The following is a 12,814-nucleotide window of genomic DNA, read 5'->3' as shown; positions in this document are numbered from 1 at the left end:
GCCATGGGCATGGCGGCGAAGCGCTGTAGTTTACAGGACGCAGGCGGTTTATTCCTGACGCGTTATACCCCTATGATGGTCCGCAAGCCTCAAGGAACCGTCATCCATGCCTTTGCCATCCATGAAAGAGCAGTTCGCTGCGCTGATCGCCACCCCCTCGGTGAGTTGCACCCAGCCGGCGCTGGATCAGTCCAACCGGCCGGTCATCGACCTGCTGGCCGGCTGGCTCGATGAACTGGGCTTCGCCTGTGAAATCCAGACCATTTCGCCCGGCAAGTTCAACCTGCTCGCCACCTACGGCAGTGGCCCTGGCGGTCTGGTGCTGGCCGGGCACAGCGACACCGTGCCCTATGACGAGGCCCTGTGGCAGACCGATCCGCTGAAGCTCACAGAAGTTGACGGTCGCTGGGTCGGCTTGGGCAGCTGCGACATGAAAGGCTTCTTCGCGCTGATCATCGAGGCGGTACTGCCTCTGCTGGACCAGCCGTTCAAGCAGCCGCTGTTGATTCTGGCCACCTGTGACGAAGAATGCTCGATGGCCGGGGCCCGTGCCCTGGCCGAGGCGGGGCGGCCTCTGGGACGTGGGGCGGTGATCGGCGAGCCGACCGGGCTGCGACCGATTCGTCTGCACAAAGGCGTGATGATGGAGCGTATCGATATCCTCGGGCGCAGCGGCCATTCCTCCGATCCGCGTCTGGGCCATAGTGCGCTGGAAGCGATGCACGATGTGATCAGCGACCTCAAGGGTTTACGCGCGCAATGGCAGGCCGAGTACCACAATCCGCAATTCAGCGTGCCGCAGCCGACCCTCAACCTGGGCTGCATTCATGGCGGTGACAACCCCAACCGCATCTGTGGCCAGTGCTCGCTGGAGTTCGACCTGCGGCCACTGCCGGGCATGGACCCCGAAATTTTGCGCTCGCTGATTCGTCAGAAACTACAACCGCTGGCCGAGCGTCATCAGGTCAGCATCGACTACCAGCCGCTGTTCCCCGAGTGCTCGCCGTTCGAGCAGCCGGCCGATGCGGAACTGGTCCGGCTGGCCGAGCGTCTGACAGGTCATACGGCCGCAGCGGTGGCATTTGGCACCGAAGCGCCTTATCTTCAGCAGCTTGGCTGCGAGACGCTGGTACTCGGCCCTGGCGACATCGCCTGTGCGCACCAGCCGGGCGAGTATCTGGAAATGTCACGTTTGCAGCCTACAGTGCGTCTGTTGAGACAACTGATTGAACATTACTGCCTGACGCCCCAATAAGCGCTCCGGTCCAAATTCACAAACATAAGGAGACTGCGCGTGTTGCCAGGCCTGTTCCGACGATAACCACCACTGCGTTGTGCGTGTTTCTGTCTTTCGTCCAACTTTTTACAGGCTTTTACGGTTATGCCCGAATACGTCAACTGGCTGCGTCACGCGTCTCCTTATATCAATGCCCACCGGGACTGCACCTTTGTGGTGTTGCTGCCCGGCGACGGGATCGAACACCCGAACTTCGGCAATATCGTCCACGACCTGGTGCTGCTGCACAGTATGGGCGTGCGTCTGGTGCTGGTGCATGGCACCCGCCCACAGATTGAAAACCGCCTGGCCCAGCGCGGCCTGCAGCCACGCTACCACCGCGACCTGCGCATTACCGATGCCGAGACGTTGGAGTGCGTGATCGACGCAGTGGGTGGCCTGCGCATCGCCATCGAAGCCAAGCTGTCGATGGACATCGCCAACTCGCCGATGCAGGGCTCGCGCCTGCGGGTGACCAGTGGCAACCTGGTCACTGCCCGGCCAATCGGTGTGCTCGACGGTGTTGATTATCTGCACACCGGCGAAGTACGCCGGGTCGACCGTAAAGGTATCAACCGTCTGCTTGACGAGCGCCATATCGTGTTGATGTCGCCGCTGGGCTATTCGCCCACCGGTGAGGTGTTCAACCTGGCCTGTGAAGATGTCGCAACTCGGGTGGCGATTGATCTGGGGGCCGACAAACTGCTGCTGTTCGGCGCCGAACAAGGCTTGCTGGACGACAGCGGCAGGCTGGTTCGTGAACTGCGTCCGCAGCAGGTCCCGGCGCATCTGCAACGGCTGGGCAGCAGCAGCTACCAGGCCGAACTGCTCGACGCGGCGGCCGAAGCGTGCCGTGGCGGGGTGGGCCGTAGCCATATCGTCAGCTACGTCGAGAACGGCTCGCTGTTGACCGAACTGTTCACCCGCGACGGTGGCGGCACCCTGGTCGCTCAGGAGCAATTCGAGCGTGTACGTGAAGCCGGTATCGAAGACGTCGGTGGCCTGATCGAGCTGATCACGCCGTTGGAAGAGCAGGGCATTCTGGTCCGCCGCTCGCGTGAAGTGCTGGAGCGCGAGATCGAGCAGTTCAGCGTGGTCGAACGTGAAGGGATGATCATTGCCTGTGCGGCGCTCTACCCGATTGCCGACTCCCAGGCGGGCGAGCTGGCGTGCCTTGCGGTCAATCCCGAGTACCGCCATGGCGGTCGCGGTGACGAGTTGCTCGAACGCATCGAAGACCGTGCCCGTGCCCTGGGCATTACCACGCTGTTCGTTCTTACCACCCGTACCGCCCACTGGTTCCGCGAGCGCGGCTTCGAGCCCAGCAGTGTCGACCGCCTGCCCAGCGCCAGGGCATCGCTGTACAACTACCAGCGTAATTCGAAGATCTTCGAGAAAGCGATTTAGGGTTTCCGGTAACAGGATTTCGCGGCTGAAGCGGATCGCCGTCCGGCCGCTCCTACGGATATCAACCGTCTGTAGGAGCGGCTTTAGCCGCGAAGACAAAAACAGCCGCGAAAATCGATCAATTACTGATCGACAGAATGCTCGCCTGATAGGCACCGACAAAGGTGTCGAAATCCACCACTTCTTCGCTGGCTTCAAGCTCGGCCTGTTCATTCAGCGAGGTCTGTGCCAGCTTTTCGAAGTGCGCCTGATCTTCTGTGCTCAGAGGGTGAGCGCGGAAGTATTGGGCATGGAGCTTGCTCTGGCGCAACGAGAAGGCCGCGAAGCCATCGTTGTGCTCGCGCATGCTGGCAAGAATCCGGGCCGACGGGGTCAGTTCAGGATCGTCTATCTTGGCCTGCTGCGCGATCAGTGAACGACAGTGTTCGTCGCTGCCGCTGGCCTGGTCGAGCAACTGCGCGATAGGCGCGATCTTTTCCAGCAGTTCAGTGGCCCAGTGCTTGAGTTCAACTGGCGAGCCGCCGCGTTGCAGCTGCAGGCCCGGCCGACGACCTTCCTTGACCACGCTGAGGAAGTTGTTGCCCGCATTGCCGCATTCGCCGCTGGACAGCTGCGGACTCTCTTGCAGCGCGCAGAACAGGATAAAGGCGTCGATGAAGCGCGCCTGCTCCAGATTGATACCGGTCGGCAGAAACGGGTTGATGTCCAGGCAGCGCACCTCGACGTATTGCACGCCACGAGCGATCAACGCCTGGATCGGCCGTTCGCCGGTGTAGGTCACCCGCTTGGGGCGGATGTTGGAGTAGTACTCGTTCTCGATCTGCAGCACGTTGGTGTTGAGCTGCACCCACTCGCCGTTGGCATCGTGGGTACCGGTTGCGACATAGGGCGCATAAGGCGTGGCGACCGCGCGGCGCAGGCTGTCGGTGTAGCTCTGCAGGTCGTTGTAGCACGGCGTCAGGCCGGCCTGGGCCTCGCTCTGATAACCCAGGTCGCTCATGCGCAGGCTGGTGGCCCACGGCAGGTACAGGGTGTTCTCGTCGAATGCCTGTAACTGATGGCTGCGACCGCGCAGGAAGCCTTTGTCCAGGGCCGGCGAAGCGCCGAACAGGTACATCAGCAGCCAGCTGTAGCGGCGGAAGTTGCGGATCAGGGCAATATAGGAGTGCGACTGGTAATCGCGGTCATCACCGGCAAAGTTCTCGGTCTGCTTGAGCACGCTCCAGGCGGCTTCAGGCAGCGAGAAATTGTAGTGGATGCCGGCGATGCACTGCATGGTGCGGCCATAGCGCAGCGCCAGACCCTTGCGGTACACGTACTTGAGTTTGCCGATGTTCGAGGTGCCGTAATACGCCAGCGGAATAGCTTCTTCGGCGGGCAGCGGCGATGGCATCGACGGGCTCCACAGCAACTCGTCACCGAGCTTGCTGTAAACGAAGCGATGAATCTTTTCCAGGCTGTCCAGGGTATCTGCCGGGTTTTTCAGCGCCGGTGTGATGAACTCCAGGAGCGATTCGGAATAATCGGTGGTGATCTGCTCATTGGTGAGCGACGAGCCTAGCGCCTGCGGGTGCGGGGTCTGGGCCAGTTCGGCCTGGTCGGTGACGCGCAGGCATTCACGTTCGATTCCGTGCAGGCACTGTCCCAGCAATGGGAGGTTGGTGCGTTCGCCAAGCACGGCCAGGCGGCGGTTGAGAAATTCGCTCAAGGTGGATTCCTTCACACATCGGTCGCCCACATATGGGGGTAGAGCCGACGGTCTACAAGGGTGAAGAAAGGAACTGGCGTTGTCGCCTGGTTGGGTCTTTAACGCCGGCTCAAGATTCACGGTTGCTTGCCATGCAGTCGATTTGTCGACTTTTTTGACAGGATTAGCGGCAAATTACCCTAAACAGAGGGGGTACAGCTAGATTGCCTACGATCTTTACCAGCTAAAAAACGCCACGCCCGAGTCGGGCGTGGCGGTTACCCTGACGCAGATCTTGCGTACCGGTCAGGTCTGCCAAGAGCCAGGCAGGCGCTCAGACAATCGCGAAGGTGCCCTGCGCCTTGGCGATCAGTTTGTCGGCCTGCAGCACCTCGGCTTCTACCACCAGGGTCCTGCGCCCAGCGTGCAGGACTCTGGCAACGCACAGCACCTCGCCCTCGCTGACCCCGCGCACATAGTTGATCTTGCACTCGATGGTCACGCTGCGCTGCTCGAAGCCGTGGGCGCTGGAGCAGGCCAGGCCCATGGCGATGTCGACCAGGCTGAAAATGGCCCCGCCATGCATCATGTTGCCCCGGTTGCGCAGGTGCGCTTCCAGAGGCAGTGCGACTTCGGCAACGCCGCCGCCCAGGCTGCGAATTTCGCAACCGAGCATGCGCAGGTAAGGGCTGTGGGTCAGCGCCTCGGGGATCTCCATCAACGCTTCTTCAACTGCTTGGCATTGGCGAACAGCGAAGCCATGGCGTTGTTGGCCGGGGCCGCAGTGCTGCTTTCCTTGCGTGGCGCCGCGCTGGTCTGGCGCGGTGCAGCGCCCGGACGTGAGCCACGAGCGCCGTCGATTTTCTCGCCCGGTGTATCACTCATGCGCATCGACAGGCCGACGCGCTTGCGCGGGATGTCGACTTCCATGACCTTGACCTTGACCACGTCGCCGGCCTTGACGGCTTCACGCGGGTCCTTGATGAACTTCTCCGACAAGGCAGAAATGTGCACCAGGCCGTCCTGATGCACGCCGATGTCGACAAAAGCACCGAAGTTGGTGACATTGGTCACGACGCCTTCGAGGATCATGCCCAGCTTGAGGTCCTTGAGGTCTTCGACGCCTTCCTGGAACTCGGCGGTCTTGAACTCGGGACGCGGGTCACGACCGGGTTTGTCCAGCTCACTGAGAATGTCGGTGACGGTCGGCAGGCCGAAGGTTTCGTCGGTGAATTTCTTCGGGTCCAGGCGCTTGAGGAAGGCGGTGTCGCCGATCAGCGAGCGGATGTCGCGGTCGGTCTGCGCGGCAATGCGCTGTACCAACGGGTAAGCCTCGGGGTGCACCGCTGAAGCATCCAGCGGGTTGTCGCCGTTCATCACACGCAAGAAGCCTGCGGCCTGTTCGAAGGTCTTCTCACCGAGGCGGCTGACTTTCTTGAGTTCATTGCGGGTCTTGAACGCGCCATTGGCATCACGGTGGCTGACGATGTTCTGCGCCAGGGTGGCGTTCAGGCCGGAAATGCGCGACAGCAGTGCCACCGAAGCGGTGTTCACATCCACGCCCACGGCGTTCACGCAGTCTTCGACCACCGCGTCCAGGCCGCGAGCCAGCTTGAGCTGCGAGACGTCGTGCTGGTACTGGCCAACGCCGATGGATTTCGGATCGATCTTCACCAGTTCGGCCAGCGGATCCTGCAAGCGGCGGGCAATCGATACGGCACCACGGATCGACACGTCGAGGTCCGGGAACTCGCGCGCTGCCAGTTCGGACGCCGAGTACACCGAAGCGCCGGCCTCGGAGACCATGATTTTGGTCATTTTCAGGGCTGGATACTTTTTGATCAGCTCAATGGCCAGCTTGTCGGTCTCGCGGCTGGCGGTGCCGTTGCCGATAGCGATCAGGTCCACCGAGTGCTTGGTGCACAACGCACCCAGTACGGCGAGGGTCTGATCCCATTGGTTCTTCGGTACATGGGGGTAGACCGTGGCGTGGTCGAGCAGCTTGCCGGTGGCGTCGACCACGGCGACCTTGCAACCGGTACGCAGGCCCGGGTCGAGGCCCAGCGTGGCACGCGGGCCGGCCGGCGCGGCGAGCAGCAAGTCATGCAGGTTGTGGGCAAATACGTTGATCGCCTCGGTTTCGGCGCTGTCACGCAACTCGCCCAGCAGGTCGGTTTCCAGGTGGTTGTACAGCTTGACCTTCCAGGTCCAGCGCACGACCTCGCCCAGCCATTTATCGGCTGGCCGGTTCTGATTGCTCAGGCCGAAGCGCTCGCCGATCATCAGCTCGCAGGGGTGCAGGCTGCCGGGTAACTCTTCGCCGACCTTCAGGGTGCCGCTGAGGATGCCTTCATTGCGGCCACGGAAAATCGCCAGGGCACGGTGCGAAGGCATGTTTTTGAGCGGCTCGTCGTGTTCGAAGTAGTCGCGAAATTTCGCGCCCTCTTCTTCCTTGCCGGGCACCACGCGGGCGCTGAACACCGCCTCTTGCTTGAGGAACCCGCGCAGCTTGTCGAGCAAGGTGGCGTCTTCGGCAAAACGCTCCATGAGGATGTATTTGGCGCCCTCGAGCGCCGCTTTGACATCGGCCACGCCTTTCTCGGCGTCGACGAAACGCGCCGCTTCGCTTTCCGGATTCAGACCGGGGTCGTTGAACAGGCCGTCGGCCAGTTCGCCCAGGCCGGCTTCCAGGGCGATCTGGCCCTTGGTGCGGCGTTTCTGTTTGTACGGCAGGTACAAGTCTTCAAGACGGGTCTTGGTGTCGGCCAGCTTGATTTCGCGGGCCAGCTCCGGGGTCAGCTTGCCTTGTTCTTCAATGCTGGCAAGGATGCTGACCCGGCGCTCGTCGAGCTCGCGCAAATAGCGCAGACGCTCTTCCAGATGACGCAGTTGCGTGTCATCGAGGCTACCGGTCACTTCCTTGCGGTAGCGGGCGATGAACGGCACAGTCGAGCCTTCATCCAGTAGTGCTACGGCCGCTTCGACCTGTAGTGGGCGGACACCGAGTTCCTCGGCGATGCGGCTGTTGATGCTGTCCATAAGACCACCTGAGCAAAATAACTAGCGAACTGCCATCGTTTGCGAACGAACGTTGTCTGACATTGCCTGACTAAAAGAGTGCCCGAAAAAGGGCGGCGCATTATAACCAGCCAGGCCCCGTTAGGGGATTTGGACGATGCACAGCATCATCTGTTGGCGTTCAGGCACCAGCATTTATCCTGCATCCGGTAAAATCTGCTAACAATGCGCACGATGCGCATCATCCCGGCTACGCCATAATGCGCCCCGTGAATATAGGAGCATCCGATGAGCAGCACTGCACTTAATGCCGAAGGCGAAAAAATCCTGATCGTCGATGATGACCCAGGGTTGAGCAGCCTGCTGGAGCGTTTTTTCACCAGCAAGGGCTATCGCGCCCGCGCCGTAGCCAATGTCGAGCAAATGGACCGCCTGTTGTCCCGTGAGGTGTTCAACCTTGTGGTGCTCGACCTGATGCTGCCTGGTGAAGACGGCCTTTCCGCCTGCCGCCGGCTGCGCGCGGCGAATAATCAGGTGCCGATCATCATGCTGACCGCCAAGGGTGATGAGCTGAGCCGCATCAAGGGCCTGGAGCTGGGTGCCGACGACTACCTGGCCAAACCGTTCAACCCTGACGAACTGATGGCACGGGTCAAGGCTGTCCTGCGTCGCCAGGCGCCTGCCGTTCCTGGTGCGCCTGGCAGTGAAGAAGAGTCGGTCACCTTCGGTGACTACGAACTGTCGCTGGCAACCCGCGAGCTCAAGCGCGGCGATGAAGTGCACATGCTCACCACCGGTGAGTTTGCGGTACTCAAGGCGCTGGTCATGCATGCCCGCGAGCCGCTGACCCGTGACAAGCTGATGAACCTGGCCCGTGGCCGCGAGTGGGATGCCCTTGAGCGTTCCATCGACGTGCAGATTTCCCGTCTGCGCCGCCTGATCGAGCCGGACCCGTCCAAGCCTCGCTACATCCAGACTGTCTGGGGTGTGGGGTATGTATTTGTACCGGACGGCAGCGGCGCTCGCTGATAGCTCACTGCCCGTTTCGCGATACCGTTGATGCGTCGATAGCCCTGTAAAGGGTTATCGGCGTTTTTGGCTTTGCGCAACGGTCGTTTCGATTGACAGAAACCGCGAGCCTGTCTCGCCCTGCAAAGTGTGAACGCTGCACCTATGAAGACTCCGCTGTGGTTTCCGCAAAGCTTCTTCTCGCGCACCCTTTGGCTGGTGCTGATCGTCGTGCTGTTTTCCAAGGCGCTGACCCTGGTCTACCTGCTGATGAACGAGGATGTGCTGGTCGACCGTCAGTACAGCCACGGCGTGGCGCTGACCCTGCGCGCCTATTGGGCAGCCAACGAAGACGATCGGGAGGCCATTGCCGAGGCGGCCGGTTTGATCCGGGTGGTCGGCGGCGGGGTGCCCGAGGGTGAGCAACACTGGCCCTACAGCGAAATCTATCAGCGCCAGATGCAGGCTGAACTGGGCGAAGACACCGAGGTGCGCCTGCGTGTCCACGCGCCGCCGGCGCTGTGGGTGCGCGCGCCGAGCCTGGGGGATGGCTGGCTCAAGGTGCCGCTTTATCCACACCCGCTGCGCGGCCAGAAAATCTGGAGCGTGCTGGGCTGGTTCCTGGCCATCGGCTTGCTCTCCACCGCCTCGGCCTGGATCTTCGTCAGCCAGCTCAACCAGCCGCTCAAACGTCTGGTGTTTGCCGCCCGCCAGCTTGGCAAGGGGCGCAGCGTAAGGCTGCCGATCAGCGATACGCCGAGCGAAATGACCGAGGTGTATCGCGCCTTCAACCAGATGGCTGAAGACGTTGAGCAGGCCGGTCAGGAGCGCGAGCTGATGCTGGCCGGCGTTTCCCATGACTTGCGGACACCGTTGACCCGCCTGCGCCTGGCGCTGGAAATGAGCGAAAAGAACGAGTTTCTGGACGGCATGGTCCGCGACATCGAAGACATGGACGCAATTCTCGACCAGTTTCTGGCGTTCATTCGTGACGGGCGCGACGAAGAGGTTGAGGAGGTCGATCTTGGCCACCTGGTGCGTGAAGTGGTCGAGCCGTTCAACAGCGACGATGAGCATATTCGGGTATGTCTAGAGCCGATCCCGCCGTTCGCCTTGCGTCGGCTGTCGATGAAGCGTCTGCTGACCAACCTGATCGGCAACGCCATGCACCATGCCGGCACCGGCATCGAAGTGGCAGCCTACGTCTCGGGCGATAACGGTGCCCCTTATGTCGTGCTCAGCGTTCTGGACCGGGGTGCGGGTATTGACCCGTCGGAGCTGGAAATCATCTTCAACCCGTTCATCCGCGGCGACCGCGCTCGCAGCGGCAAGGGCACTGGCCTGGGGCTGGCCATCGTCAAACGTATCGCGGCGATGCACGGCGGCAACGTAGAACTGCGCAACCGCTCCGGCGGCGGCCTGGAAGCTCGTGTCCGCCTGCCGCTGGGCCTGATGCTGCCAAGAGACGCGGTGTAGGAGGGGCTTCAGCCCCGAAGCTTTTCCTTCACCCATAGCCGTGGGGAATAAAAGCTTCCCGGCTGAAGCCGGTCCTACGCCGGTCCTACGCTGGCCCCGTGTCGGTCCTGTCTCAGCCCTTGCCCTTGGTGCGGGTCAGGTTGGGGCCGCTGTTTTTCTCCAGGTGTTCGATGATCATCCCGGCGACGTCCTTGCCGGTAGTGGTCTCGATGCCTTCCAGGCCCGGTGAGGAGTTCACCTCCATCACCAGCGGGCCGTGATTGGAACGCAAGATATCGACGCCGGCCACTGACAGGCCCATGACCTTGGCGGCGCGCAGGGCGGTCATGCGCTCTTCAGGGGTGATCTTGATCAGGCTGGCGGTGCCGCCCCGGTGCAGGTTGGAGCGGAATTCGCCGGCCTTGGCCTGGCGCATCATCGAGGCGATGACCTTGTCGCCGACCACGAAGCAGCGGATATCCGCGCCACCGGCTTCCTTGATGTATTCCTGGACCATGATGTCCTGCTTGAGGCCCATGAACGCCTCGATCACCGACTCGGCGGCCGACACGGTTTCACACAGCACCACGCCGATCCCCTGGGTGCCTTCCAGTACCTTGATCACCAGCGGTGCACCGTTGACCATCCGGATCAGGTCGGGAATGTCGTCTGGTGAGTGGGCAAAGCCGGTGACCGGCAGGCCAATGCCGCGCCGCGACAACAACTGCAAAGAGCGCAGCTTGTCTCGGGAACGGGCGATTGCCACTGATTCGTTGAGCGGGAACACACCCATCATTTCGAATTGGCGCAGCACTGCACAACCATAGAACGTCACCGAGGCGCCAATGCGTGGAATCACCGCATCGAAGCCTTCCAGCGGCTTGCCGCGATAGTGAATCTGCGGCTTGTGGCTGGCGATATTCATGTAGGCGCGCAGGGTGTCGATCACCACCATTTCATGGCCGCGCTCGATACCGGCTTCAACCAGGCGGCGGGTGGAATACAGACGCGGGTTACGCGAAAGCACAGCGATCTTCATGCAGCACCTGAGGGAGTAGAGGCCGGGAACACCGGCTTGTCTTGTACGTATGTAATGCCCGGATTGACCACCAGTTGGCCGTCGATCAGAGCGTTGGAACCCAAAAGCAGCCGATAACGCATCGACTTGCGACAGGCCAGGGTGAATTCCACCGGCCAGACGCGATCACCCAAAGCCAGGGTGGTCCGTATCACGTAACGGACCTGTGCATGGCCGTTGGAGCTCTTGATGGTCTTCATGGCCACCAACGGTGCTTCACAGCGTCGGTGACGCAACTGCACCACCGTGCCCAGGTGCGCGTTGAAGCGCACCCACTTCTGGCCGTCGCGTTCAAAAGGCTCGATCTCGGTGGCGTGCAGGCTTGAAGTGCTGGCCCCGGTGTCGATTTTTGCCCGCAGGCCGGCTACCCCCAGATCGGGCAGCGCCACCCACTCGCGCAGGCCGATTACTGTCAGATGATCGAATGTCTTCAAGGCGATTTCCGTACTACTCAGGACTTCTGCCAGGCCTCGGGACGAATCTGGGCCATGGCTTTGAACGCAGGTTTGGCAAACAAGTAACCCTGCATCAGAAAAACGCCGCAATCGGCGAGAAAGTCTCTTTCCTCCACATGCTCGATGCCTTCGGCAATCACCATGATATTGAGCTCTGTGCACATGCTGAGCACCGCACGGGCAATGGCCTGACGGGGCCGGTCGAGATGAATGTCACGAATCAGGTCCATGTCGAGCTTGATCAGGTCGGGTTGAAAATCCGCCAGCAGCTTGAGCCCAGCATAGCCTGCGCCAAAGTCGTCGATGGCGGTCATGAAGCCGAACGCCTGATACTCGCGCAGAATATTCTGCAAATGCTTCACGTTGTCCACATGTTCGACTTCGACTGTTTCGAAGATCAGCCTGTCCAGCGGAAAATTGTGCTGCCGCGCCGCCTCCAGAGTGCTGCGGATGCACAGCTCCGGACGATAGACCGCGTTGGGCAGAAAGTTGATCGACAGGCGCTCGGTCATTCCAATGCTGGCGGCGCCGGCGATAGCGGCGGTACGGCAACTCTGGTCGAAGCGGTAGCGATTCTGGTCGTTGACCTGAGCGAGCACGCTTTGTGCGCTCTCGCCATTGGGGCCGCGTATCAACGCTTCATGGGCAAACACTGAGTGATCACGCAGGTCGACGATCGGTTGGTAGGCATACTCAAAGTCGAAGCCCAGAGCTGGACTGCCAGTGCACCCCTGACAACCGCGTCTTGGGGCTGTCAATGAATCCGGAAACTTTGTCATGACATCCTCCAGTGGCAAAGGGTGAGCGGCTCTATCAGATTCTTGATGAGTGGTTTTGACAAGCCGGGTTCGGTTACTTCATGTTCGTTGCTGACCCAGATCCAATAACGCCGGCAATCGTGGCGAGCGCTCAGGTATCAGGCCTGGTTATGCTTCAGATTGCCATGCAGATGAGAAATTCAGATGGCGCAAAAGGCAGAAGACGACGACAAGGTTCGTCTCGACAAATGGCTATGGGCGGCACGCTTCTACAAGACCCGTGCCCTGGCCAAGGCAGCGATCGAGAGTGGCAAGGTGCACTGCCGGGGCGAACGTTGCAAGCCCGGCAAAGAACCGCGTGTAGGCGATGAATTCCAGATCCGTACCGGTTTTGACGAGCGGACTGTGGTGGTCGAGGCGCTGTCGGTGGTCCGGCGCGGCGCGCCCGAGGCCCAGGCCCTGTACCGCGAAACCGCGCAAAGCATCGCCAATCGCGAGGCGGCGGCTGCCCAGCGCAAGGCCGGCAATCTGAGCGTGATGACTGACGGGCGGCCGAACAAGAAGCAACGTCGGCAACTGGATCGCTTTCATGACAGCTCGGGCGGTTGAGCCGGTTTCAGTTGCATGCCGGTTCTGCTGGTAAACTGTTGGCCATTCACTCTTATCAGAACC

At 61.2% G+C, this 12,814-nt stretch carries 11 protein-coding genes; 5 read left to right on the top strand and 6 right to left on the bottom strand.

The annotated features are described in order from the left end of the window. Positions 1 to 106: 106 nt before the first annotated feature. Together argE and argA are read left to right on the top strand one after the other, a co-directional pair. The gene (argE, locus tag PSCI_RS07250; RefSeq protein WP_045484728.1) at positions 107 to 1,255 is read left to right on the top strand and encodes an acetylornithine deacetylase; all 1,149 of its coding nucleotides are present in this window, start codon (positions 107 to 109) and stop codon (positions 1,253 to 1,255) included. 126 nt (positions 1,256 to 1,381) lie between these two features. After that, positions 1,382 to 2,683, top strand: coding sequence for an amino-acid N-acetyltransferase (gene argA, locus PSCI_RS07245; RefSeq protein WP_045484725.1), 1,302 nt, complete (start codon positions 1,382 to 1,384; stop codon positions 2,681 to 2,683). Positions 2,684 to 2,801: 118 nt separating this feature from the next. On the opposite strand, the gene gshA is transcribed toward argA, so the two are convergent. The 3 genes from gshA to PSCI_RS07230 form a co-directional block, all read right to left on the bottom strand. After that, positions 2,802 to 4,391 (bottom strand): glutamate--cysteine ligase, encoded by a 1,590-nt coding sequence (gene gshA, locus PSCI_RS07240; protein ID WP_045484722.1) that lies wholly within the window; start codon positions 4,389 to 4,391, stop codon positions 2,802 to 2,804. Between the two features lie 313 nt (positions 4,392 to 4,704). After that, positions 4,705 to 5,088 (bottom strand): PaaI family thioesterase, encoded by a 384-nt coding sequence (locus tag PSCI_RS07235; RefSeq protein WP_045484720.1) that lies wholly within the window; start codon positions 5,086 to 5,088, stop codon positions 4,705 to 4,707. Then, the gene (locus PSCI_RS07230; RefSeq protein WP_045484718.1) at positions 5,088 to 7,409 is read right to left on the bottom strand and encodes a Tex family protein; all 2,322 of its coding nucleotides are present in this window, start codon (positions 7,407 to 7,409) and stop codon (positions 5,088 to 5,090) included. Before PSCI_RS07230 ends, PSCI_RS07235 begins: the two co-directional genes overlap by 1 nt. A 267-nt stretch (positions 7,410 to 7,676) precedes the next feature. Between PSCI_RS07230 and ompR the strand changes: the two genes are divergently transcribed. Both ompR and PSCI_RS07220 read left to right on the top strand, forming a co-directional pair. After that, entirely contained in the window at positions 7,677 to 8,417 is a 741-nt protein-coding gene (gene ompR / locus PSCI_RS07225; RefSeq protein ID WP_045484716.1) for an osmolarity response regulator transcription factor OmpR, read from the top strand. Between the two features lie 144 nt (positions 8,418 to 8,561). Then, positions 8,562 to 9,872, top strand: a complete 1,311-nt coding sequence (locus PSCI_RS07220) for an ATP-binding protein (RefSeq protein ID WP_045484713.1) — start codon at positions 8,562 to 8,564, stop codon at positions 9,870 to 9,872. Positions 9,873 to 9,984: 112 nt separating this feature from the next. Here the strand turns inward: PSCI_RS07220 and rimK are convergent, their stop codons facing one another. The 3 genes from rimK to rimA are packed head-to-tail and all read right to left on the bottom strand — an operon-like array spanning position 9,985 to position 12,163. After that, positions 9,985 to 10,890 carry a 30S ribosomal protein S6--L-glutamate ligase gene (gene rimK, locus PSCI_RS07215; RefSeq protein WP_045484710.1) on the bottom strand — a complete coding sequence of 302 codons (906 nt, stop codon included), beginning with the start codon at positions 10,888 to 10,890 and terminating at the stop codon, positions 9,985 to 9,987. After that, a complete protein-coding gene (gene rimB / locus PSCI_RS07210) occupies positions 10,887 to 11,363 on the bottom strand; it encodes a retropepsin-like aspartic endopeptidase RimB (protein ID WP_045484707.1) in 477 nt (158 codons plus the stop codon). The genes rimK and rimB overlap by 4 nt, the downstream gene beginning before the upstream one ends. Positions 11,364 to 11,380: 17 nt before the next feature. Then, positions 11,381 to 12,163: a S6 modification regulatory phosphodiesterase RimA gene (rimA, locus tag PSCI_RS07205; protein WP_045484704.1), complete on the bottom strand. Its 783-nt coding sequence runs from the start codon at positions 12,161 to 12,163 to the stop codon at positions 11,381 to 11,383. A gap of 183 nt (positions 12,164 to 12,346) precedes the next feature. Between rimA and PSCI_RS07200 the strand changes: the two genes are divergently transcribed. Continuing rightward, positions 12,347 to 12,751: an RNA-binding S4 domain-containing protein gene (locus PSCI_RS07200; protein ID WP_045484701.1), complete on the top strand. Its 405-nt coding sequence runs from the start codon at positions 12,347 to 12,349 to the stop codon at positions 12,749 to 12,751. Positions 12,752 to 12,814 lie beyond the last annotated feature (63 nt).

It is taken from the genome of Pseudomonas sp. StFLB209 (assembly GCF_000829415.1).
Lineage (GTDB): Bacteria > Pseudomonadota > Gammaproteobacteria > Pseudomonadales > Pseudomonadaceae > Aquipseudomonas.
Note: the sequence above shows the minus strand (reverse complement) of the source record. Positions and strands in the feature narration are given on the sequence as shown.

Bases quoted from the DNA above. Each gene is read 5' to 3' on its own strand.
- argE (WP_045484728.1), top strand. From the start codon at position 107: ATGCCTTTGCCATCCATGAAAGAGCAGTTCGCTGCGCTGATCGCCACC.
- argA (WP_045484725.1), top strand. From the start codon at position 1,382: ATGCCCGAATACGTCAACTGGCTGCGTCACGCGTCTCCTTATATCAAT.
- PSCI_RS07235 (WP_045484720.1), bottom strand. From the start codon at position 5,088: ATGGAGATCCCCGAGGCGCTGACCCACAGCCCTTACCTGCGCATGCTC.
- PSCI_RS07230 (WP_045484718.1), bottom strand. From the start codon at position 7,409: ATGGACAGCATCAACAGCCGCATCGCCGAGGAACTCGGTGTCCGCCCA.
- ompR (WP_045484716.1), top strand. From the start codon at position 7,677: ATGAGCAGCACTGCACTTAATGCCGAAGGCGAAAAAATCCTGATCGTC.
- PSCI_RS07220 (WP_045484713.1), top strand. From the start codon at position 8,562: ATGAAGACTCCGCTGTGGTTTCCGCAAAGCTTCTTCTCGCGCACCCTT.
- rimK (WP_045484710.1), bottom strand. From the start codon at position 10,890: ATGAAGATCGCTGTGCTTTCGCGTAACCCGCGTCTGTATTCCACCCGC.
- rimA (WP_045484704.1), bottom strand. From the start codon at position 12,163: ATGACAAAGTTTCCGGATTCATTGACAGCCCCAAGACGCGGTTGTCAG.
- PSCI_RS07200 (WP_045484701.1), top strand. From the start codon at position 12,347: ATGGCGCAAAAGGCAGAAGACGACGACAAGGTTCGTCTCGACAAATGG.